The organism is Quadrisphaera sp. KR29, from assembly GCF_052644995.1.
Window position 1 is genome coordinate 1 of the sequence record NZ_JBQXXG010000009.1, and the last position, 21,210, is coordinate 21,210.

Annotated in this window: 23 protein-coding genes and 1 riboswitch; of the genes, 14 read left to right on the plus strand and 9 right to left on the minus strand. The window is 77.0% G+C overall.

What is annotated here, in order from left to right:
• Positions 1-376 precede the first annotated feature (376 nt).
• The 3 genes from ACUN9U_RS09800 (at position 377) to ACUN9U_RS09810 (ending at position 2,709) form a co-directional block, all read left to right on the plus strand.
• Positions 377-1,837 carry an NAD(P)/FAD-dependent oxidoreductase gene (locus ACUN9U_RS09800; protein ID WP_445484902.1) on the plus strand — a complete coding sequence of 487 codons (1,461 nt, stop codon included), beginning with the start codon at positions 377-379 and terminating at the stop codon, positions 1,835-1,837.
• Positions 1,838-1,960: 123 nt separating this feature from the next.
• The gene (locus ACUN9U_RS09805) at positions 1,961-2,242 is read left to right on the plus strand and encodes a hypothetical protein (RefSeq protein WP_445484774.1); all 282 of its coding nucleotides are present in this window, start codon (positions 1,961-1,963) and stop codon (positions 2,240-2,242) included.
• Positions 2,239-2,709, plus strand: a complete 471-nt coding sequence (locus ACUN9U_RS09810; protein WP_445484775.1) for a hypothetical protein — start codon at positions 2,239-2,241, stop codon at positions 2,707-2,709. Before ACUN9U_RS09805 ends, ACUN9U_RS09810 begins: the two co-directional genes overlap by 4 nt.
• 8 nt (positions 2,710-2,717) lie before the next feature.
• On the opposite strand, the gene ACUN9U_RS09815 is transcribed toward ACUN9U_RS09810, so the two are convergent.
• Entirely contained in the window at positions 2,718-4,430 is a 1,713-nt protein-coding gene (locus ACUN9U_RS09815) for an IlvD/Edd family dehydratase (RefSeq protein ID WP_445484776.1), read from the minus strand.
• Between the two features lie 88 nt (positions 4,431-4,518).
• Here ACUN9U_RS09815 and ACUN9U_RS09820 point away from each other — a divergent pair, with 88 nt between their 5' ends.
• Positions 4,519-5,538: a zinc-dependent alcohol dehydrogenase gene (locus ACUN9U_RS09820; protein ID WP_445484777.1), complete on the plus strand. Its 1,020-nt coding sequence runs from the start codon at positions 4,519-4,521 to the stop codon at positions 5,536-5,538.
• 136 nt (positions 5,539-5,674) lie between these two features.
• Here the strand turns inward: ACUN9U_RS09820 and ACUN9U_RS09825 are convergent, their stop codons facing one another.
• The 6 genes from ACUN9U_RS09825 to ACUN9U_RS09850 all read right to left on the minus strand — a co-directional run bounded on the left by ACUN9U_RS09825 (position 5,675) and on the right by ACUN9U_RS09850 (position 10,106).
• Entirely contained in the window at positions 5,675-6,343 is a 669-nt protein-coding gene (locus ACUN9U_RS09825; protein WP_445484778.1) for a zinc-binding dehydrogenase, read from the minus strand.
• Between the two features lie 173 nt (positions 6,344-6,516).
• Positions 6,517-6,963, minus strand: coding sequence for an NAD(+)--rifampin ADP-ribosyltransferase (gene arr / locus ACUN9U_RS09830; RefSeq protein ID WP_445484903.1), 447 nt, complete (start codon positions 6,961-6,963; stop codon positions 6,517-6,519).
• A 32-nt stretch (positions 6,964-6,995) separates the two neighbouring features.
• Entirely contained in the window at positions 6,996-7,391 is a 396-nt protein-coding gene (locus tag ACUN9U_RS09835) for a hypothetical protein (RefSeq protein ID WP_445484779.1), read from the minus strand.
• A 251-nt stretch (positions 7,392-7,642) separates the two neighbouring features.
• A complete protein-coding gene (locus ACUN9U_RS09840; RefSeq protein ID WP_445484780.1) occupies positions 7,643-8,554 on the minus strand; it encodes an alpha/beta hydrolase in 912 nt (303 codons plus the stop codon).
• 98 nt (positions 8,555-8,652) lie between these two features.
• On the minus strand, positions 8,653-9,444 hold the full coding sequence (locus ACUN9U_RS09845; protein ID WP_445484781.1) for a DUF305 domain-containing protein: 792 nt from the start codon (positions 9,442-9,444) through the stop codon (positions 8,653-8,655).
• Positions 9,441-10,106 carry a DUF3105 domain-containing protein gene (locus ACUN9U_RS09850; protein WP_445484782.1) on the minus strand — a complete coding sequence of 222 codons (666 nt, stop codon included), beginning with the start codon at positions 10,104-10,106 and terminating at the stop codon, positions 9,441-9,443. The genes ACUN9U_RS09845 and ACUN9U_RS09850 overlap by 4 nt, the downstream gene beginning before the upstream one ends.
• Before the next feature lie 144 nt (positions 10,107-10,250).
• Between ACUN9U_RS09850 and ACUN9U_RS09855 the strand changes: the two genes are divergently transcribed.
• Both ACUN9U_RS09855 and ACUN9U_RS09860 read left to right on the plus strand, forming a co-directional pair.
• Complete coding sequence (locus tag ACUN9U_RS09855; protein WP_445484904.1) at positions 10,251-10,580, plus strand: PadR family transcriptional regulator; 330 nt, start codon at positions 10,251-10,253, stop codon at positions 10,578-10,580.
• Complete coding sequence (locus tag ACUN9U_RS09860) at positions 10,573-10,917, plus strand: DUF1048 domain-containing protein (RefSeq protein ID WP_445484783.1); 345 nt, start codon at positions 10,573-10,575, stop codon at positions 10,915-10,917. The genes ACUN9U_RS09855 and ACUN9U_RS09860 overlap by 8 nt, the downstream gene beginning before the upstream one ends.
• 132 nt (positions 10,918-11,049) lie before the next feature.
• On the opposite strand, the gene ACUN9U_RS09865 is transcribed toward ACUN9U_RS09860, so the two are convergent.
• Positions 11,050-11,724: a TetR/AcrR family transcriptional regulator gene (locus tag ACUN9U_RS09865; protein WP_445484784.1), complete on the minus strand. Its 675-nt coding sequence runs from the start codon at positions 11,722-11,724 to the stop codon at positions 11,050-11,052.
• A gap of 112 nt (positions 11,725-11,836) precedes the next feature.
• Between ACUN9U_RS09865 and ACUN9U_RS09870 the strand changes: the two genes are divergently transcribed.
• Positions 11,837-12,526, plus strand: coding sequence for a DUF998 domain-containing protein (locus ACUN9U_RS09870; protein WP_445484785.1), 690 nt, complete (start codon positions 11,837-11,839; stop codon positions 12,524-12,526).
• Between the two features lie 37 nt (positions 12,527-12,563).
• Here ACUN9U_RS09870 and ACUN9U_RS09875 read toward each other — a convergent pair whose 3' ends face one another.
• A complete protein-coding gene (locus ACUN9U_RS09875; protein ID WP_445484786.1) occupies positions 12,564-13,178 on the minus strand; it encodes an STAS domain-containing protein in 615 nt (204 codons plus the stop codon).
• Between the two features lie 151 nt (positions 13,179-13,329).
• On the opposite strand from ACUN9U_RS09875, the gene ACUN9U_RS09880 reads away from it, so the two are divergent.
• From ACUN9U_RS09880 to ACUN9U_RS09910, 7 genes are all read left to right on the plus strand, one after another.
• Complete coding sequence (locus tag ACUN9U_RS09880) at positions 13,330-14,025, plus strand: SDR family oxidoreductase (protein ID WP_445484787.1); 696 nt, start codon at positions 13,330-13,332, stop codon at positions 14,023-14,025.
• A gap of 135 nt (positions 14,026-14,160) precedes the next feature.
• A riboswitch (SAM riboswitch) is annotated at positions 14,161-14,272 on the plus strand.
• Between the two features lie 27 nt (positions 14,273-14,299).
• A complete protein-coding gene (locus ACUN9U_RS09885) occupies positions 14,300-15,199 on the plus strand; it encodes a hypothetical protein (protein WP_445484788.1) in 900 nt (299 codons plus the stop codon).
• 101 nt (positions 15,200-15,300) lie between these two features.
• Complete coding sequence (locus ACUN9U_RS09890; protein WP_445484789.1) at positions 15,301-16,539, plus strand: LLM class flavin-dependent oxidoreductase; 1,239 nt, start codon at positions 15,301-15,303, stop codon at positions 16,537-16,539.
• Positions 16,536-17,924 carry an NtaA/DmoA family FMN-dependent monooxygenase gene (locus ACUN9U_RS09895; protein WP_445484790.1) on the plus strand — a complete coding sequence of 463 codons (1,389 nt, stop codon included), beginning with the start codon at positions 16,536-16,538 and terminating at the stop codon, positions 17,922-17,924. The genes ACUN9U_RS09890 and ACUN9U_RS09895 overlap by 4 nt, the downstream gene beginning before the upstream one ends.
• On the plus strand, positions 17,921-19,078 hold the full coding sequence (locus ACUN9U_RS09900) for an LLM class flavin-dependent oxidoreductase (RefSeq protein ID WP_445484791.1): 1,158 nt from the start codon (positions 17,921-17,923) through the stop codon (positions 19,076-19,078). Before ACUN9U_RS09895 ends, ACUN9U_RS09900 begins: the two co-directional genes overlap by 4 nt.
• Complete coding sequence (locus ACUN9U_RS09905; protein ID WP_445484792.1) at positions 19,075-19,827, plus strand: GNAT family N-acetyltransferase; 753 nt, start codon at positions 19,075-19,077, stop codon at positions 19,825-19,827. The genes ACUN9U_RS09900 and ACUN9U_RS09905 overlap by 4 nt, the downstream gene beginning before the upstream one ends.
• Positions 19,828-20,096: 269 nt before the next feature.
• Positions 20,097-20,468 carry a hypothetical protein gene (locus tag ACUN9U_RS09910; RefSeq protein WP_445484793.1) on the plus strand — a complete coding sequence of 124 codons (372 nt, stop codon included), beginning with the start codon at positions 20,097-20,099 and terminating at the stop codon, positions 20,466-20,468.
• Positions 20,469-21,210 lie beyond the last annotated feature (742 nt).

A 21,210-nucleotide genomic window follows, 5' to 3' on the forward strand; every position in this document is an offset into this window, starting at 1 on the left:
GCCGGCGATCTTGGACACGACGGTGTCGGCGATGGTGGTGGAGCCCTGGGTGGTGCTCAGCGCACCGGAGGTGGCCGGGCTGGCCGGGACGACGGCGGTGGTGGTCTTGGAGGTGGTCTGCGACATGGGGTCTGCGTCCTCTCGTCCGTGCCGGCGCTGGGGGCCGGCCCTGTGGGCTGTGGCGCGCCCGCCGGTCTGGCCGGTGGTGCGCGACACCAGGTAGGAGTCAGGAGGGCCCGGATCCGTCATGCCCCGGCTGGTGTGATCTGGGTCACGTCCGGTCTGGGGTGGTCGGCACCGCTCCTCGTCACTGCGCCGCCCGGGCGACCGCACGGCGGGCCGCCGCGGGGCCCGGCTGTGGCAGCATCCGCGTGTGGTGGCCGCGACCCCGACGGTGTGGGAGCGCTGCGCGCCCGACCCGGCCCTGGTGAGCAAGGCGCTGGCGGGCAGCGAGCAGCGGGTGTTCTGGCTCGAGGAGGCCCCGCCGCCGCCCGCTGCCGAACAGCTCACGGCGAGCACCTCCGCTGACCTCGTGGTGGTCGGCGGCGGCTACCTGGGGCTGTGGACGGCGGTGCTGGCCAAGCGGCGCGACCCGGGCCGCAGCGTCGTCGTCCTGGAGGCCCAGACCGTCGGCTGGGCGGCCTCGGGCCGCAACGGCGGCTTCTGCGAGGCGAGCACCACCCACGGCGAGGAGAACAGCCGCAACCGCTGGCCCGCCGAGCACGAGCAGCTCACCCGCCTGGGCCGGGAGAACCTCCAGGCGCTGGCGCGCGACGTCGAGGAGCTCGGGCTGCACTGCCAGCTCGAGAGGACCGGCAGCCTGTCCGTCGCCGTCGAGCCCCACCAGGTGCCGTGGCTGTCCGAGGGGCTGTCCGAGGGGCTGTCCGAGGGCGCCTCCGGCAGCGGGGCGGCCGACGTGCTGGACGCCGCCGCCACCCGCGCGGAGATCGACTCGCCCACCTTCCTCGCGGGCCGGTGGGACCGCGACGACGTCGCCCTGGTGCAGCCGGCCCGCCTGGTCTTCGAGCTGGCCCGGGCTGCCCGCGAGCTGGGCGTGCGGGTCTTCGAGCACTCGGCGGTCACGAGCCTGGACGGGCCCAGCACCAGGGGCGGCCGGCAGGTGGTCCGCACCGCCCGCGCCGCCGTCACCGCCCGCCAGGTGGTGCTGGCCACCGGCGTCTTCCCCGCCCTGCTGCGCCGCGACCGGCTGATGGTGGTGCCGGTCTACGACTACGTGCTCATGACCGAGCCGCTGACCACCGAGCAGAAGCGCGCCGTGGGCTGGCAGCACCGCCAGGGCCTGACGGACCTGGCCAACCAGTTCCACTACGCCCGCCTGTCCGCCGACGACCGCGTGCTCTTCGGCGGGTACGACGCGATCCACCACCCCGGCGGGCGCGTCGACTCCCGCTACGAGGACCGCCCGGCCACCTTCGAGCGCCTGGCCAGTCACTTCCTCACGATGTTCCCCCAGCTCGAGGACGTCAGGTTCAGCCACCGCTGGGCCGGGGCCATCGACACCTGCACGCGCTTCACCGCCTACTACGGCACCGCCCGCAGGGGGCAGCTCGCCTACGCACGAGGGTTCACCGGCCTGGGCGTGGGCGCGACGCGCTTCGCCGCGGAGGTGCTGCTGGACCTGCTCGCCGGCACCGAGACCGAGCGCACGCAGCTGGAGATGGTGCGCCGGAGGCCGCTGCCCTTCCCGCCGGAGCCCTTCGCCTCGGTCGGGATCGCGCTGACCCGGGCCGCCCTCGACCGCGCCGACCACCGGCAGGGCCGGCGCGGTCCCTTCCTGCGGGCGCTCGACGCCGCCGGACTGGGCTTCGACTCCTGAGCGGTCGGCCCGGCCGCCGGGCGCACCCGCGGGCTCCTCGCGCGAGTGGCGAGGGGTGCGCGCGCGGGTCAGTCTGTGGTCGGCGCCGCAAGGCGCGACCGACCCCCGTGAGGAAGGCCAGACATGACCACCACCCCCGCGAGCTCCGGCACCGCCGCCAGCGCCGCCTCGGCGCGCACGGCCTCGGGCACCTCGGACGTCACCAGCCAGCAGACCACCAGCTTCTCCGACCTCTTCCGGGAGATGTGGAGCTACCTGACCGGCCGCGGCGCCGCGATCAACTACGAGTTCGTGGGCATGGAGGTCGAGGTGCCCCGCGAGACCGGCCCCGACGCCCCGCGCGCCACCTGGCGGCTCAACGGCACCCTGCGCATCACCACCGCCGAGGACGCGAGCCGCGGATGAGCGCACCCTCGCCACGCGCGGCCCTCCTGCCCGCGGGCCTGCGCGTGAGCGCCGACCTGCTGGTGCAGGTGGACGACCTCGACGTGCGCGTCGAGGGTGACGGCGCCGAGCTGCGGGTGACCACCGCGGACGCCAGGGCGCTCGTGGCGGGGGTCCGGCAGGCGGCCGCCGCAGCCGGTGTGCGCGGCGGCCGCTCCAGCGCCGCGGTGCTCGCGCGCGTGGGCGAGGAGCTCGCGGCCGCGGGCCTCGTGGCGCGGGTGATCACCCCGACCGGCCCGGTGCTCGAGGCCGGCGCCGGGGTCGACTCCCGCCTCGGGCGCCTGGCCCTGGGCAGCTCGCGGGTGCGCGTGCACCGCGCCGGGGCGCTGGCCGCCGTCGGCGGTGCCCGCTGGGGCCTGGCCGCGGGCCTGGCGGCACTGGTCGGTGCGGTCGCGGTGGCCGCGGCCAGGTCGGGCCGCCGCAGCTGAGCCCCGGCTCAGTGCGACTCGCGACTGACCTCCGGTCCGCTGGAGCCGACGAGGAAGTCGAGGTCGGCGCCGGTGTCGGCCTGCAGCACGTGGTCGACGTAGAGCCGCTCCCACCCGCGCCGGGGCGCCGCGTACGCACGGGCGCTCTCGGGGCTGGGGGCGCGCTGCGCCAGCTCGTCGTCGTCGACGTCCAGGTGCAGCCGCCGCCCGGGGACGTCCAGCTCCACCCAGTCGCCCGTGCGCACCCGGGCCAGCGGGCCCCCGGCGGCGGCCTCCGGCGCCACGTGCAGCACCACCGTCCCGTACGCCGTGCCGCTCATGCGCCCGTCGCAGATGCGCACCACGTCGCGCACGCCCTGTTCCAGCAGCTTCGTCGGCAGCGGCATGTTGGCCACCTCCGGCATCCCCGGGTAGCCCCTCGGGCCGCAGCCGCGCAGCACCATGACGGAGTCGGCGTCGACGTCGAGGTCCGGGTCGTCCACGCGCGCCCGGAAGTCCTCGACCGAGTCGAACACCACCGCCCTCCCGCGGTGGCGCAGCAGGTGCGGTGACGCGGCGGCGGGCTTGATGATCGCGCCGTCCGGGGCGAGGTTGCCGCGCAGCACCGCGATGCCGCCCTCGGCCAGCAGCGGCGCCGACCGCGGGCGGATGACCTCGCGGTCGTGGACCTCCGCTGCGCGCAGGTGGTCCACCAGGCGGGTGCCCAGCACCGTCAGCGCGGTCGGGTCCAGCAGGTCCTCGACCTCGCGCAGCACGGCGAGGAAGCCGCCGGCGCGGTGCAGGTCCTCCATGAGGAAGCGGCCCGCGGGCTGCAGGTCCACCAGCGCGGGCACCCGCGAGCCGATCGCGTCGACGTCGTCCAGGGTCAGCTCCACCCCGAGCCGCCCCGCGATGGCGAGCAGGTGCACCACGGCGTTGGTCGACCCGCCGATCGCGGCCAGCGCCACGACGGCGTTGTGGAAGGAGGCCCGGGTCAGCAGCGCGCTGGGCCGGCGGTCGGCCGATACCAGCTCCACCGCGAGCAGCCCGGTGGCGTGCGCGGCCTCGAGCAGGCGGCTGTCGGGGGCGGGGGTGCCGGCCACGCCGGGGACGGTCGTGCCGAGCGCCTCGGCGAGCAGCCCCATCGTCGAGGCGGTGCCCATGGTGTTGCAGTGGCCGCGGCTGCGGATCATCGCCGACTCCGACGCCAGGAAGTCGGCGCGGCTCATCGTCCCGGCGCGCACCTCCTCCGACAGGCGCCAGGTGTCCGTGCCGCAGCCCAGCGGCCTGCCGCGGAAGGTGCCGGTGAGCATCGGGCCGCCGGGGACGACGACGGCCGGCAGGTCCACGCTGGCCGCGGCCATGAGCAGCGCGGGGATGGTCTTGTCGCACCCGCCCAGCAGCACCACGCCGTCGACGGGGTTGGCCCGCAGCAGCTCCTCGGTGGCCATCGCGGCCATGTTGCGCCAGAGCATGGCGGTGGGCCGGACGTTGGTCTCTCCCAGGGAGACCACGGGCAGCTCCAGCGGGATGCCGCCGGCCTCGTAGACGCCGTCGCGCACCGACTGCGCCACCTCGGACAGGTGCCGGTTGCACGGCGTGAGGTCGGAGGCGGTGTTGGCGATGGCGATCTGCGGGCGCCCCTCGAACGCCGAGCCCGGCACGCCGCGGCGCATCCACGCGCGGTGGATCGAGGCGTTGCGGTCCGTGCCGGCGTACCACTGCGAGCTCCTGAGCTCCACGTCGAGCCCCTCCCTGTGCTGCTGGGCACGATGCTCTACTGCTCGGTGTGCCGACGTCGAGCAGTGTTGCTCAGGGGGTGGGGCGCGCGTGCGCGCGTTCGTGCTGACAGGGCCCGGTGAGGGCGGCGTCGTCGAGCTCCCCGCCCCGGTGGCGGCGCCCGGCGAGGTGGTGGTCGACGTCGAGCGCGCCGGCGTCTGCGGCACCGACGTCGAGTTCTCCACCGGTGAGATGGCGTACCTGCGCTCCGGGCACAGCAGCTACCCGCTGGTGCTCGGCCACGAGTGGTGCGGCACCGTCGCGGCCGTCGGACGAGGGGTCGACGAGGGCTGGGTGGGGCGCCGCGTCATGGGCGACACGATGCTCGGCTGCGGGACCTGCCGCCGCTGCCGGCGCGGTCACCAGCACGTGTGCGAGCAGCGCCAGGAGGTCGGGATCCGCGGTGGCCGCCAGGGCGCGCTGGCCGAGCAGCTCGCGGTGCCGGCGAGCTCGCTGCACGCCCTGCCCGACAGCGTCGACCCGGTGCTGGGCGCGCTCGTCGAGCCCGGCGGCAACGCCCTGCGGGCGGCGCGGGCCGCCGGCGTCGGGCCCGGTGACCGGGCGCTGGTCATCGGGCCCGGGACCATCGGCTGCCTCGTGGCCCTCTTCCTGCGCGCGGCCGGCGCCGAGGTGCACGTGCTGGGGCTGCCGGGTGCGCCGCTGGAGTTCGCCCGCGGGCTCGGCGCCGGGGACGCGTGGACGCGCGAGGAGCTCCCGCAGCTGCCGTTCGACGCCGTGGTCGACTGCTCCACCGGCGCCGGGGTCCCCGCGCTCGCGCTGTCCCTGGTGGAGCCGGCCGGTCGGCTGGTGCTCATCGGCATCGCGCACGAGCCGACGCCGGTGGACACCCGCGACCTGCTGCTGGCCGACGTCACGGCGGTCGGCGTCCTGTCGGCCTCCCCGGGGCTGGAGGACACCGTCGCCGCGTACGCCTCCGGCGCCGTCGACCCGAGCCCCCTGGTGGCGGCGACCGTGGCCCTGGAGGACGTCCTCGGCGTCCTGGCCGGCCACCGCCCGCCCGGCGCCGGGGCCGGACCCAAGGTGCACGTCGACCCTCGCCTCCGCCCGTGATCATGGGCGGTCGGCCACCGTCCCGGTGACGACCGAGCGCCTGGGCGCTACGCCCCGGTGACGGGTGTGGCGCTCAGGTGCTTGATCGTCGCGAGGGAGGGAGGCCTCCGGCGCGGTGCCGCGCTCCCGGGCCGGCTCAGACGACGACGACCTTCCCTGAAACCTCGCCCGCCGCGGCGCGCGCGTGCAGCGCCGGCAGGCCGGCGAGCTGGATGCGCTCGCCCACGGTGATGCGCAGCTCTCCGGCGTCGACGCGGCGGACCAGCTCGGCCAGCTGACCGGCGTCGCTGCGGACGAACACGTCGACGCCCCGCACGCCGCGCGCCTCGTCGCTGGGCGCGGGCATCCACACGGTGGTGTTCACCAGCCGTCCCCCGTCGCCGACGAGCCCCAGGAGCACCGTCAGCAGCTCGGGCTCGACCGGTGCGAGGTTGAGCGCCAGGTCGACGGGGCCGCCCACCGCTGCCGCCAGCTCCTCGGGCGCGCCGAGCGAGCTCCTGTCGACCACGACGTGGGCCCCGGCCCCGCGCACCCGCTCGGCGCTGCGCGGTCCGGCGACTCCGATGACGTGCGCGCCCGCCGCCACCGCCAGCTGGACGGCGAACAGCCCGACCGCGCCGCCGGCGCCGTTGACGAGCACCCGCTGGCCGGTGCGGAGGCCGCCGCGCTCGAAGAGCGCCTGCCAGGCGGTGAGCCCGGTGAGGGGCAGCGCGGCGGCGTCGGCGAGGTCGACGGTGCTGGGTGCCGCGACCAGTGCCTCGGCGGGGGCGAGCGCGAGCTCGGCCGAGGCGCCCGGCGCGGCCATCGGGAGGAACCCGATGACGGCCTGCCCGGGCCGGAGGTGGCCGCGGGCCCCGCCGTCGTCGTCCTGGTCGGCGTCGGGAGCTAGGGCGTCGACCGTGCGCGAGCACCTGCGGACCGCGCCGCCCCGCTCGGCGGCCCGCCGGCGCAGGTCCGCGGGCTGACGGCCGGCTGCCCTCAGTCCTCGATGACGTCCAGCCCCTGCTCGCGCAGGCGCGCCAGGCCGTCGAGCATCCCCTGCAGCACCTCGGGGGAGTGGCCGGGCCAGTCCTGCACCTCGCCGAGCACGCGCAGCGGGTGCAGCGTCCGGTAGGACCGGGTGGGGTTGCCGGGGAACTTCTTGTCGGTGACGTTGGGGTCGTCCTCGAAGGGGCCCAGCGGCTCGACCACGTACACGTGCCCGCGGCCCTCGCCGCCCAGCTGCTCGGCCTCGCCGCGCAGCGCCGACGCCAGCTCTGCCCCCCACACCGCGGTCTCCAGCACCCCGGTGAAGTAGACGTGCCGCAGCGCCGCCTCGCGGAAGTTCGAGCGGAAGCCGGGCACCAGCTCCTCGCCGACCGCCACCCGCGCCCGGGTCCCGTGGAAGAACGGGCCCGTGACGTGGTCGCAGTGCTCGTAGGTCACCGGGACCCGGTGCTGCGCGGAGCCGTCGGCGCTCACTGGTCGCTGCTCCGCCCGGCGAGCTCGCGCGCGGCGGCCGCCTCCTCGTCGTCCATGCCCTGGTGGTCAGCGCGCGCGTGCTGGCGGACCTGCTCGTCGATCCACCGCTGGTGGCCCTCCCACGCCGACTGCCGGCTGACCCCGAGCGCCTGCCCGATCTGCGCCCAGCTGGCACCCGCGGCACGCGCCGCGCGGATGGTGAGCTGGCGCCCGTAGCCCGCCTTGCGCACCAGCACCTCGCTGAGCGCGAGCAGCTCCAGCGCGCTGGTCGGGTCGCCGAGCGCGGTGTCGACGCCGGCGGAGTCGGCGATCTCCTGGCGGCGCAGCGCGTCGTAGCGGGCGGCAGCGGTGAGCAGGGTGTGCTCGCGCTCCAGGGCGGTCGGTGTCGTCACGGCGGCACGATGGCCGTCAGGTCACCCTGACGTCAAGGACGTGGGGCGTGACACGCACGACCCCGGTCGACGGCGTCGAGGCTGACGGCGTCGCAGGCTCGGAGGATCGGCCCCTTCGCGGTGACGGAGCGGCACGCCCATGAGGCCGGTCCTCCGAGGCGCGTCCGCGTGCTGTCGCGAGGGGCGCCGTCGTCTCCCCGGTCGTCGCCCAGCCGGGCGCCCCAGGGCCGGGCGCCTCAGGACCAGGCGCCTCAGGACCGAGCGCCCAGCTGGGAGTCCATCCAGCGCAGGTGGGGCCAGCCGGCCCGCTCGTCGGCCTCGACGAACAGCCTGAAGTCGTGGCTGAGCGGCTCGCGCTCGTAGGGGAAGTCGACGCCCTGCTCGGCGAAGAGGTCCACGACGGCCTCCACGCGGTCGCCGTTGAGGTCGCCGCCGGTCAGCTGGACCGGAGGCTGCTGGGCCCGCACCCCGGGCAGGAACTCCAGGTACGACTGCGGGTCGCGGGCCATGGCGCCGTCCACCGACCACACCGCCGCGAAGTCGGCCGGGTGCTCCACCGCGAACCGGAACGCGCCGTGCCCGCCCATCGACCAGCCGACCAGCAGCCGCTGGGCGGCCCCCGGCTCCACGCGGTAGGTCTGCTCGACGTGGGGGATGAGGTCGTCGATGAAGTGCGTGTCGTACACGCCCTCCCAGCGGCCGTCGCGGTTGCTGTCGGGGGTGATGATGACGACGTCGCGCAGCGCCCCCGCCTCCACCGCCGCGCGCAGCCGCTCGGCCTCCGGCAGGAAGGTGGCGTTGGACTGGTCCCGCCCGTGCAGCGCGTACAGCACCGGGTAGGTCGTGCAGGCGGTGTAGTAGTCGGCGGGCAGGCTCACGCTGTACGGGACGGCCTGGCCGTCGGCGCCGGTCATCTCCGTGTCGAAGCGCAGGTCACCCTCGGTCTGCCCGTCGCACCCGGCCGAGGACGTCGGTGTCGGCGACGACGACGGCCCGGCCACCGGCGCTCCCGCCTCGCCGCCCTCCTGCCCGCGCTGGCGCAGCTCGCGGACCGCGAGCACCCCTGCCGCGACGAGCACCACCACCGCGGCGGCGGCCAGGACGACGACGAGGCGGCGGCGCCCGCGCGGTCGGCGGTCGGCAGGAGGGGCGGGAGGGGTCACCCCACGAGTCTGCGGCACGGAGATCGCCGCCGGCACCACCCCGACCGCCGATCGAGCGTCGCGCCCCGCGCGCGGCGGTCGCGCCCCGCGCGGAGCTCTCAGGACGCCAGCGGACCGCCGCGCGCGTCGAGCAGGGTGCGCAGCACCGCCAGCTCGCTGGTCTGCGAGCTGACCACGGCCTGCGCCAGCGAGCGCTCGGCGCTGTCGCGCTCGGGCAGCAGGTCCAGCGCGGCCTGCGCCATCACCACGCCCGCCTCGTGGTGGGGGATCATCAGCTGCAGGTAGAGCCGCTCGGCGTCGGTGCCCTGAGCGGCCTCGAGCCGGGCCAGCTGGGCGGCGGAGGCCATGCCGGGCATCGCGGCGACCCCGGTGCCGCCGCTGGCGCCGTCCGCGCCCTGCATGCCCTCCATGCCCTGCGTGCCGCTCATGTCGTGGCCCTGGTGGCCGGCGCCGCCCCCGTCCGGGTGGCTCATCCACGCCATCACCGGCTGCGCCCCCGTCTGCGGCAGGCCCCACAGCTCCAGCCAGCCGTGCATCTGACCGGCCTGCTGCTGCTGGGTGAGCAGGACGTCGGTGGCCAGCTGGCGCACCTCGGCGTCGTCGGTGGCGCCCAGCACGGACAGCGACATCGCCACCGCCTGCCGGTGGTGCGCCTGCATGTCACGGGCGAAGCCCGCTTCCACCGAGTCGTCCGCCGGTGCCACCGCCGCCCCGCCGCCCGTGGCGCTGCCGGGGCCGGCGCGCTGCACGAGCAGCACCCCGAGCACCACCGCGGCCGCCAGCGCGACGGCGGCGAAGACCGCCAGCGCCGCCAGGAGGGCGGAGCCTCCGGACCGGGCGTCGTCGGGGCCCGCGTCCTCGGCCGGGTCGTCGTGCTGGGCGGTGCTCACGCCGGCGTGCCCACCCCGCCCGTGCACGGAGCCCCCGGCTCGGGCGTCTGCGGGCCGTTGACGTACTTGCGCAGGAAGACGGGCAGGCGCGGGTCGTCGGCGTCCGGCAGCTGCAGCTGCACGCCCCAGGCGCTGGCCACCACGGGGCTGGGCACACCGGCGTAGGGGCTGAGCAGGGTGTAGTCGCTGACCGAGACCGCCTCGCGCAGCGCCTCCACCTGCTCCTCGGGCAGCGCGGGGTCGTAGGTGACCCACACCGCGCCGTGCTCGAGCGCGTGGACGCCGTTGCGGTCGGCCACCTGGGCCTGGTCGGTGTAGACCCCGCAGTTCTGCCACACCGCGTCGTGGTCCCCGCCCACCGGCGGCAGCGGGTCGTAGGTCACCTCGGTGGTGACGTGCTGGCGGCCCAGCTCCGCGCCGAGCGCGCCGCCGTGCTCCTGCACGCCCTCGATGGGCCGGGTGGCGGCCTCGGCGAGCTCGCGGTCAGCGGCGACGTCGAGGGAGATGACCGTGGCGACCACCCCCACGACGACGGCGACGGCGCCCGCCGTCAGCCCGATGACCAGCGCGCGGTGCCGCTTCTCGCGGCGCTCGGCCTCCTGGCGGGCCGCTGCGGCGCGCGCGGCGCGCTCGGCGCGGTCGATCTTGCGGGGTTCGGCCACGCCGTCGATCGTCGCACGGCCCTGCGCGCGCAGGGCCGGGTGCGACGAGGGCGCCGCAGCCCGCCGGTGCTTGACACGGCAGTACCTAGCGCCGCAGAGTACTGGTACTCAGCGTCGCTGAGCACTGACGGCGAGGAGGCCCACCTGGACAACCTGACCGAGGTGCTCAAGGGCGTCCTCGAGGGCTGCGTGCTGCAGGTCATCGACCGCGGCGAGACCTACGGCTACGAGATCACCTCGACGCTGCAGGAGCTCGGGCTCACCGGGGTCGTCGAGGGCACCGTCTACGCGGTCCTGCTGCGCCTGGAGAGGAACGGCCTGGTCAGCACCGAGAAGCGGCCCTCGTCCAGCGGGCCGCCGCGCAAGTTGTACGCCCTCAACGACGCCGGCCGGCAGCGCCTGGCCGCCATCTGGAGCACGTGGGACTTCGTCTCCGCCACCATCGACGACCTGCGGGAGGACCGACGTGCGTGACCTGCTCACCAAGCTGATCGGGGAGAAGAAGGAGTGGCGGGCCATGGAGGCCCGCGCCGCCGCCCTCCCCGAGGACTACCGCGTGGTGTACCGCGAGATCAAGAAGTACGTCTTCAACCTCGCCGGCGGGGACGGCCGCTCGATCGTCGCGCTGCTGGACGACCTGCTCGGCCTCTTCGAGACCGGCGCCGCCGACGGCCGCAGGGCGCTGGAGGTCACCGGCGACGACGTCGCCGGCTTCTGCGACGAGCTGCTGCGCGGCGCCCGCACGTACACCCAGGACTGGCGCGAGCGGCTCAACCGCACGGTGCAGCAGGAGCTCGGTGACCCCTCGTGACCGGTGCTGGTGCCTCGCCTCGGAGGACCGGCCCAGGGGAGTGACCGGCTGGTCACCGCGATGGGGCGCGTCCTCCGAGCACCGCCCACCTGGTCCGGGGTCGGCCCGGCCCGCACGGCGTCCCGGCGACCGCTACGGGGCCCCGGCCGGACCCGGTCGGTGGGCCCGCCAGAAGGCCGCGGCGCCAGCGGCGGCGCGCTCCCGGATCCGCGCCGCGGGGGGCGGCGGCTCGCCGAGCATGCCGCGGTCGAGGTCGGCGCCCATGACGAGGAAGGCGAAGTGCTCCGCGGCCAGGTGCGCGTCGTCCACCCGCAGGGTGCCGCTGCCGGACAGGGCCGTGAAGGTGCTGGCCAGCGCCTCAAGCACCGCCTCGGGCGCCCGGCGGCGGTAGTCGGCGAGCAGCTCGGGGAACCGCTCGCCCTCGCGCGCCAGGAGGCGGCGCAGCGGGACGACGGGGCCGGTGAGCACCGTGAGCGCCAGCTCCTCGGCGAGCCGGGCCAGCCCCGCGCGGGCGTCGGCGCTCGCGGCGAGCTCGTGCACGTGGGCCAGCAGCTGCGCCGTGAAGCGCTCGGCGGTGTCCACCGAGCCCTCGAGGGCGGCGCGGAAGAGGGCGGGCTTGTCGGGGTAGAGGTTGAAGACCGTCCGCTTGGCCAGGCCGGCCCGGGCGGCGACCTGCTCGACCGTCGTCGCGTCGTAGCCGCGCTCCAGGAAGCAGGCCGTCGCCGCCGCCAGGACGCGCTGGCGCGAGCGCGCGGCGCGGGGGTCCTCGCGACTGCCGCCGTCGTCGTCCTCGGTCACAGCCGCCACGACGTCCCTCCGGGCGGGGTGCTGGGAACGAGGTCCCGCCGGCGCTACCGTACGACCAGCGCTCTTGCACCCACCGGTGCACCAGAGCGGTGGGCTCGGACGGAGGGCGGTGGTGGCCGTGGCGCAGGGGGAGCTGGACGGGTCGGCGGCGGTGACGCGGAGCCTGCTGGGCTGGGGCGTCGTCGCAGGTCCGTTCTACGTGGTGGTCGGGCTGGTGCTCGCGCTGACGCGGCCCGGCTTCGAGCTGCCGCACCACGCTCTGTCGCTGCTCATGCTCGGTGAGCACGGCTGGCTGCAGCGCACCAACCTCGTGCTCACGGGGCTGATGGTCCTGGCCGCGGCGCTGGGCGCCGCGCGCGCCCTGCGCGACGGCCGCGGGCTGGCGATCGCGGCGACGACGGGCGTGTACGGGCTGTGCCTGCTCGCCAGCGCCGTCGCGCTGCCCGACCCGGTCGCCGGCTTCCCGCCCGGCTCGACCTCCGGCACCGTCAGCACCCACGGGCTGCTGCACATCGTCGTCGGCGCGCTCGGCTTCCTCGCGCTGGCGGTCGGCGCCTTCGCCGAGGCCCGCTGGCGGGCCGGGCTGGGGGAGCGCGGTGCGGCGCGGCGCTCGCGGCTCCTGGGGGCGCTGGTGCTCGCCGGGTTCCTCGCCGGGGCCGCCCTCGCCCAGCAGGTGGCCGGCACGGTGCTGCTGTGGGTGGCGGTGCTGGCCGGCTTCGCGTGGCTGGCGCTGGCCTGCGCGCGCCTCTACGTGCACGTGCCGCACCCGCTCCACGCCCGCCGCACGGCCGGGGTCGGCTGACGCGAGGGCCGGGGCGCGCTGCTCGAGCGGCGCCCGGTCAGGCGGTGGCGGAGCGCGCCTGCCGACCGGGCCTCGCGCCGGACCCGGTGGCGAGCGGCCCCGTGCCCGCGCGCGGCGTCGCGGCCTTCCACGCCGAGAGGGCCTCGGCCAGCGTCGCCCGCGCGGCGACCTCGCCCGCGGTGTCCGCTGCGGCGAGGAGCCGCTCGACGGCCGGGTCCGCCCCGACGACGGCCGCGCGCCCGCCCAGCGCCGTGGTGCGGCGCAGGGTGGCGAGCAGCAGGCCGCCGCCGGCGGCGTCGGCGGTGGGGACGGCGGCGAGGTCGACCACCACGTCGGGCGCCACCGCGGCCGCGGAGGCGCCTGCCGCGGCGTCGTCCTGCGGCCTGCGGGGCGACCACGTCCTCAGCAGGGCCTGCTCGAGGGCCGAGCGCAGGTGCGGACCCGCCGAGGCGTCGAGGTCGCCGGTGAGCGTCATGACCACCAGGGCGCCTGCGCCCGCGGCGCGCTGGTGCACCTCCACGGCCACCCGCAGCGGCGACCGGCCTGGCGGGGCGAGCGCACCGGCCGCCGCTGCGCCGGGTGCTGGGGGTGCTGGGGGTGCTGGGGGACCGGCGGGTGCGGTGGTGCCGGGGCGGAGGACGGTCAGGGCCATCGGGCGCCTCCTCGTCGTGCGCACTGTGCCTGAGGTGTCACTCAAAGTAGCCACATCGGGTGACACCTGGCAAGGGCGCAGCCGTCGGCCGCGGGGCCGCTGCGGCCGGTGGCCGGGTGCCGCCCGACGTCCCCGCGGCTAGCCTCGACGCGTGGACCTCGGGCTGTCAGGTCGTGCGGTGCTGGTGGTCGGAGGCGGTGGCCTCATCGGCCGCGCCGTGGTCGGGCGGCTGCGCGAGGAGGGCGCCACCGCCGTGGTGGCCTCCCGGTCCACCGAGCCCGACGCCACCGGCACCCGGCTGCGGCTGGACGCCCGCGACGACGCCTCGGCCACGGCCGCCGTCGAGGCGGTCCTGGCCCACCACGGCCGCCTGGACGGTCTCGTGGTCACCGCGGCCCCGAGCGCGCAGACCCTCGACGCCACCCGCAACGACGACCCCGCCCAGGTGCTGGAGGCCTTCGACGCCAAGGCCGTCGTCTTCCTGCGCCTGGCCGCTGCGGCGCTGCCGGTGATGCGGGAGGCGGGCTACGGGCGCGTGGTGGGCATCAGCGGCCAGAACGCCTTCCTCACCGGCGGCACCACCGGTGCCGTCCGCAACGCCGCGCTCATCGTCACGGCGAAGAACCTCGCCGACGCCGTCGCCGGCAGCGGCGTCACGGTCAACACCGTCAGCCCCGGCACCGTGACCCCGACCCCGGCCGCCGAGGTGCAGCCGGGCCGCGGCGGGGAGTCCAGCCCCGACCAGGTCGCCGACCTCGTGGCCTTCCTGCTGTCCCCGCGCGCCGCGGCCATCTCGGGGGAGTCCATCGCCACCGGTCACCGCGTGCGCGGCGTCGTCACCTTCTGAGGCCCCTCCTCTCCCACGACGACGCGGACCGGCTCCGCGAGCGCAGGGTGCCCGGTGTTGACGGCGCCGCGTCCAGCAGCCACGCTGGTCCCGATCCACAGCACCGCCTGAACCACCCGAACCACCCGCTCCACAGGTCATGAGCGTCAGCGACAAGCCCTGGCTGGCTGACCGGCAACCCTCGCTCCGCGGCGGGGTGCCCCAGGTGACGACCCGACCGGACCCACCCGTCCGGTAAGCGCGATGCCCCTCCCGGGGCGGAAGAGGTCCCCCGATGTCCACGCTGCACCTCGCCCTCGCCCTCGGCGGCCCTCGACCGGGCCCGTCGACCAGCTGGTCGCACCTCGTGCGCGAGGCCGAGGCCGGCCTGCTCGACCTCGTGACGCTCGAGGGCGCCGGGGCCGGCGCGGACGAGCTCGGGGACGTGGCCCTGGCGACCCGGCTCGCTGCGGGCACGCGCTCCATCGGCCTGCTGCCCACCGTCCACGCCGGGCGCAGCGAGCCGTCGGCCATCGCCCGCGCGGTGGAGGCCCTCGACGCCGCCTCCGGAGGCCGCGCGGGCGTCCACCTGCGGGTGCCGGTGCCCGCTGACGAGCACGGCTGGGTCCAGGCGGTGCGCCGCCACTCCTCGAGCGGTCCCGGTGCTGTCGTGGCGCTGCCCGGACGTCCGGGGCGCGGGCCCCGTGCCCTGCCCGCGGGTGCCGCCGACCTCGCCTTCGTCGCGCCCCGCACCACCGTCGACGCCCAGCAGCTGGTCGCGGCGGCCCGCGCCGCCGGGGCACCCCCGCTCCTGCTCGGAGACCTGGTCGTGGTGGTCGACGAGAGCGCGGAGCGCGCCCGGGCGCGCTGGGAGCGCTCCGCCGGTGAGCTGCCCGGCACCGCGCCCGAGGGCACCCGCGTCTTCTGCGGCACCCCGGCCCAGCTGGCCGACCTGGCCCAGGGGTGGCGCGCCGCCGGGCTGGCGGGCCTGCGGCTGCACCCGGCTGACCCGGCCGTGGACGTCCTCGCCGCCACCCGCGCCCTGGTGCCCGAGCTGCAGCGGCGCGGCGCGTTCCGCCGCGCGTACAGCGGTGCGGGCCTGCGCCAGCGCCTCGGCGAGCGAGCGCCAGCGCACCCCGCGCCGGCGCACCTCGTGCCCGGGGCACGCCCGTCGGACCACTGCGCGGCCGCCTGACGGCTGCCCGCGGCCGGTGCAGGACCAGGAGCGGAGCGCGCTGGAACAGATGCGCCCCCACCCCTGCTGACCCGGACGTGGCCGCTGGACCGGATCCGACCATGAGCTCCTCACCCGTGCCCCTGCACCTGGCCGTGGCGCTGGACGGCGCGGGGTGGCACCCCGCCGCCTGGCGCGAGCCCACCGCCCGGCCCACCGAGCTGTTCACCGCCCGGTACTGGACCGACCTCGTCCGCGAGGCCGAGGCCGGTCTGGTCGACCTCGTGACGCTCGAGGACGCGCTGCGCCTGCAGTCCGACGACCCGCGCCGCCCCGACGACCGCACCGACAGGGTCCGCGGCCGCCTCGACGCCGTGCTCCTCGCGGCCAGGCTCGCGCTGGTCACCGACCGCATCGGCCTCGTGCCGAGCGCGACGGCCACGCACACCGAGCCGTTCCACCTGTCCAAGGCGATCGCCACCCTCGACCACACCACCCGGGGCCGCGCCGGGGTGCGCGTGCAGGTGTCGCTGCGCCCCGACGAGGCCGCGCACTTCGGCCGCCGCCCCGAGCTGCAGGCGCTCACCGCCGGGCAGGTGCCACCCCCGGCGCTGGTCGAGGACGTCGCCGACGAGGCCCGCGACTGGACCGAGGTGCTGCGGCGCCTGTGGGACTCCTGGGAGGACGACGCCGAGGTCCGCGACGTCGCCACCGGCCGGTTCGTCGACACCGCCAAGCTCCACACCGTCGACTTCGCCGGCCCGCACTTCTCCGTGCGCGGCCCCTCGATCACGCAGCGTCCGCCGCAGGGCCAGCCGGTCGTCGCGGCGCTGGCCGGCGGGCCGCCCGGCGACCGGCTCGTGGCGCGCTGCGCGGACCTGGGGTTCCTCACCCCCCACGACGACGCCGAGGTGCGCCGCCTCGTCGCGGCCGTCCGCCGCGAGCGGGAGGACCAGCCCGCCTGGCCGGACGGCCTGGGCGAGGCGCCGCTGCGCCTGCTCGGTGACGTCGTCGTCGTCCTCGACGAGCGTCCGGGGGCCGCCGCGGAGCGGCTGGCCCGCCTCGACGCGGCTGCCGGTGCGCCGCTGGCGGCCACCAGCGACGCGCTGGTCTTCGCCGGGACGCCGGCCGAGCTCGCCGACCTGGCCCTGGCGTGGCAGGAGGCGGGCCTGGACGGGCTGCGGCTGCGCCCCGCCGCCCTGCCCGACGACCTGCTGGCCGTCACCCGCGCGCTCGTGCCCGAGCTGCAGCGCCGCGGGGCCTTCCGCACCGCGTACGCCGAGACCACCCTGCGCGAGCGCCTCGGGCTGCCGCGCCCCGCCAACCGCTACGCCGCTGCCGACAGGGAGCCCACGCCATGACCCGCAAGCGCCAGGTGCACCTCGCGGCGCACTTCCCCGGCGTCAACAACACCACCGTGTGGTCCGACCCCGCCGCGGGCAGCCACATCGACCCCGACTCGTTCGTCCACTTCGCGCAGACCGCCGAGCGCGGCAGGTTCGACTTCATGTTCCTCGCCGAGGGGCTGCGGCTGCGCGAGCACGCCGGGAAGATCTACGACCTCGACGTCGTCGGCCGGCCCGACACCTTCACGATCCTCGCGGCGCTCGCCGGGGTCACGACGCACCTCGGGCTCACCGGGACGATCAACTCGACGTTCAACGAGCCGTACGAGGTGGCCCGGCAGTTCGCCACCCTCGACCACCTGTCCGAGGGCCGCGCGGCGTGGAACGTCGTCACCAGCTGGGACGCGTTCACGGGCGAGAACTTCCGCCGCGGCGGCTTCCTCGCCGCCGACCAGCGCTACTCCCGTGCCCGCTCCTTCCTGGAGACCGCCGTCGAGCTCTTCGACTCCTGGCGCGGCGACGAGGTGGTCGCGGACCAGGCCACCGGCCGGTTCCTGCGCGCCCCCGGCCCTGGCGCGTTCTCCCGCCACGACGCGCACTTCGACATCGCCGGGCACACCACCGTCCCCCGCAGCCCGCAGGGCCGGCCGGTCGTCTTCCAGGCCGGCGACTCCGAAGAGGGCCGCGAGTTCGCCGCCGAGCACGCCGACGCCATCTTCAGCCGCCACGCGACCCTGGAGGCGGGCAGGCCGTTCTACGCCGACGTCAAGGCCAGGCTCGCGCGGTTCGGGCGCCAGCGCGAGGAGCTGCTCGTGCTGCCCGCCGCCACCTTCGCCCTGGCGGACACCGACGCCGAGGCCGAGGAGCTGGCCCGCGAGGTGCGCCGCGCGCAGGTCAGCGGCGCCACGGCCATCGTCCTCCTCGAGCAGGTGTGGAACCGCGACCTGTCCGGCTACGACCCCGACGGGCCCCTGCCCGACGTCGACCCGGTGGTCGGCGAGGAGCTCATCAGCAAGGGCCGCGCCAGCGTGCGGATGCACCGCGACCCGCTGGCCACCGCCAGGGCGTGGCGCGAGCGCGCCGCGGCGGAGGGCCTGTCGATCCGCGAGCTGATGATCGAGCAGACGGCGCGCCAGACGTTCGTGGGCTCGCCCACCACGGTGGCGGACCAGGTCCAGCACCTCGTGGAGGCCGGGGCCGCCGACGGCTTCATCCTCGTCCCGCACCTCACTCCCGGCGGCCTGGACCCCTTCGTCGACCAGGTGGTGCCGGTCCTCCAGGAGCGCGGCGTGCACCGCACCGAGTACTCCGGCACCACCCTGCGCGAGCACCTCGGCCTGCCGCCGCTGCCCGCTCCCGCGACCCCGTCCCTGGACACGACGGCGGGGACCCGCGCGTGAGCACGCCGCTGGCCGTCCTGGACCTCACCCCCGTCCCCTCGGGCAGCACGGTCGCGCAGGCGCTGGCGAACAGCGCCGACCTCGCCGAGGCCGCCGAGCGGTTCGGCTACGCCCGCTACTGGGTGGCCGAGCACCACCTCAACCCGGGCGTGGTGGGCGTCTCGCCCGCCGTCGTCCTGGCCCTCGTGGCCGGGCGCACCCGGAGGATCCGGCTCGGCTCGGCCGCCCTGCAGACCGGGCACCGCACCGTGCTGTCGTGCGTGGAGGACTTCGCCCTGCTCGACGCCGTGCACCCCGGCCGCGTCGACCTCGGCCTCGGGCGGCCCGGCGGCCCGCCCCGCGGGCCCGACGGCTCGCTGCCCGCACCGCCTCCGGCGCCCACCCCGGAACAGCAGGAGGGGACCGTGGTGGACGGTCTGCGCGTGCCGGGGCCGTTCCCGCTGGCGCCGCTGCTCACGTCGCAGCGGTTCGCGGCCATCCCCGAGCTCGTGCCGCCCCCCGGCCCGGCCGCCCCGCCCTTCGCCGACCAGGTCGACACCGTGCTCGCCCTGCTGGCCGGCACCTTCACCTCCTCCGCCGGCGTGCCGCTGCAGGCGCACCCCGGCACCGGCGCCGACCTGCAGGTGTGGCTCTTCGGCAGCACCGGCGGCACCACCGCGGCCGTGGCGGGCCAGCGCGGGCTGCGCTTCGGCGCGAACTACCACGTGGCCCCGCAGGGCGTCCTGGAGGCCGCCCGCGCCTACCGGGCGGCGTTCCGCCCGTCGTCCGGGCCGAGCGGGACGGCGCAGCCGCACCTGGCGGTGTCCGCCGACGTCGTCGTCGCCGAGACCGACGAGGAGGCCGAGCACCTCGCCGCCGGCTACGGCCCGTGGGTGCGCTCCATCCGGACCGCCGCCGGGGCGATCCCCTACCCGAGCCCGGCCGAGGCCGCCGAGCTCACCGCTCCCGGCCGCTGGACCGAGGACGACGACGCACTGGTCCGCGACCGCCTCGCGACGCGCTTCGTGGGGTCCGCCGCGACCGTCGTGGAGGGGCTGCAGCGCCTGCGCGACGCCACCGGCGCCGACGAGCTGCTCATCACCACCGCCACCCACGACCACGCGGCGCGGCTCCGCTCCTACGAGCTGCTGGCCGCGGAGTGGGGGAGGCGGTGACGCAGCTCGCTGCGGAGGAGCTGGCGCAGCTCGACAGGTCGGTGTGGAACGCCCTGCACGGCCCCCACGCGGCGCTCGCAGTGCGCCGCGGCCGCGTGGTGACCTACCCCGACGACGTCACGCGGTTCTCCTCCCTTCCCGAGGACCCGACCCCGGCGGACTGGGACGACGCCGCCGCCCTCGCGGCCGGTGCGACCGGCGACCGGGCGTTCCTGCTGCTCACCGGCGACGTGCCGGAGCCTCCGCCGGGCTGGGGCGTGCTGGTGGACCTGCCGGGGGTGCAGATGGTCGCCACCGACGCCCTGGGCGCGGCGCCCGACGCCGAGGCCGTCGTGCTGGACCTCGACGACCCGACCGACGTCGCCGAGGCGCTCGCGCTGGTGGAGCGCACGCGGCCGGGCCCGTTCTTCGAGCGGACGATGGCGATGGGCACCTACCTCGGCATCCGCCGCGGGGGCCGGCTGGTGGCGATGGCGGGGGAGCGGCTGCACCCGCCGGGGGCCGTGGAGATCAGCGCCGTGTGCACCGACGCCGACCACCGCGGCCAGGGCCTGGGCACGCGGCTCGTGCACGCGGTGGCGCACGGGGTCCGGGAGCGCGGCGAGGTGCCCTTCCTGCACGCGTCGGCCTCGAACACTGGGGCGATCCGCCTGTACGAACAGCTCGGCTTCCGCCTGAGGCGCCCCACGCGCTTCCTGGCGCTGCGCCCGCCGACCGCGGGGGGCGCAGCACCACCGGGGCGCGTGTGACGAGGGACTCAGCCGTGCGCGCCCGGCTGGGCGGGCGGGCGCGCGGGGCCCTGCCTAGCGTCGGAGGTGCCGGTGGTCACCGGCGTCCTTCGAGCAGAGGAGGGTGACGTGCACGCAGTGGACGAGACCGAGCAGGGGCGCCGACCGGTGCCGGGGCTGATGCCGGCCCGGGGGGCCGGGCCGTGGCGCTGACCGCACCGCGCACGACCGGTCGCTCCGCGGCCGCCCGAGGAGACTCCCCGGGGACCGCTGGGGCCGCGCCGGGGACGGTGGCCGTCACCGGTGCGGCCGAGCCCGTGGTCCTCGAGCTGCTGGCCGCGGTCGGCTGCGCGCCGGAGGTCGCGGCCCTCGACCTGCACGCGAAGCTCCGGCTGCTCGCCGCGGCGAGCGAGCCGTGGCGCCACCCCGGCGGCCACCTGCACTCGCGGGTGCCCGAGGTGCTGGCGCAGGCGCTGGGCGGGGAGTGGCCCAGCCGCATCCACGCCGGCCTCAGCGAGCGCCGCGGCGAGCCGGTGGCGCCGCACCAGCTGCCGCACCTGGCTCGCAGCGTCACCGCGGTGCTCGGCGGGGACGAGCAGCGCCGGGGGGCCTTCGTCACCGAGGTGGTCCGGGCGCTGCAGGGGCAGGACCGGCCCAGCTGACGGGCCCAGCTCACCGGCGCTGACCGGCCCCACCGGTGCTGACCGAGGTCGGCCTCGCCTGCGCCGGCCCGGTGCCGCGCTGGCACGGGCAGGTGGGGAGCCCGAGTCCCGGTGGGCAGTCCTGGTCCCGGTCCGGGCACCGGACCCGGAACTCAGCCTGCCCACCGGGACTCAGCCTGCCCACCGGGACCCGGCCCGCCCACCGGGCGCAGGCCGGGTCTCCTCGCGCCGGGGCGCCCGGGCCCCAGTAGCGTGGCCAGCCGTGCTGACGGCGCCCTCCGACGACGACCAGGCCCTCCCTGGGGCCAGCTCCGACGCCACCCAGGTGGTGCCCACCGACGTGGTCCTGCCCGACGGGGAGCCGCTGGCCGGCCCGTGGCGGCAGGTGCCGCTCACGGGCCTGGTGGCGCTGCTGGAGCACTCCGCCGACGTGCCGGCGGGCCGCCCCCGCGTCGTGGCCGTCGACGGGCGCGGTGGGAGCGGCAAGTCGGCCCTGGCCGACCGGCTGCTGGCCGCGGTGGAGGGCGGGGTGCTGGTGCGCACCGACGACGTCGCGTGGCAGCAGGCCTTCTTCGACTGGACCGACCTCCTCGTGGAGGGCGTCCTGCGGCCGGCCCGCGACGGGCAGGCGGTCAGCTTCCGCCCGCCGGCGTGGGAGCAGCACGGCGGCGAGGGGGCCATCGAGGTGCCGGAGGGCACGCGGTGGCTGTTCCTGGAGGGTGTCGGCGCCGGACGCCGGGAG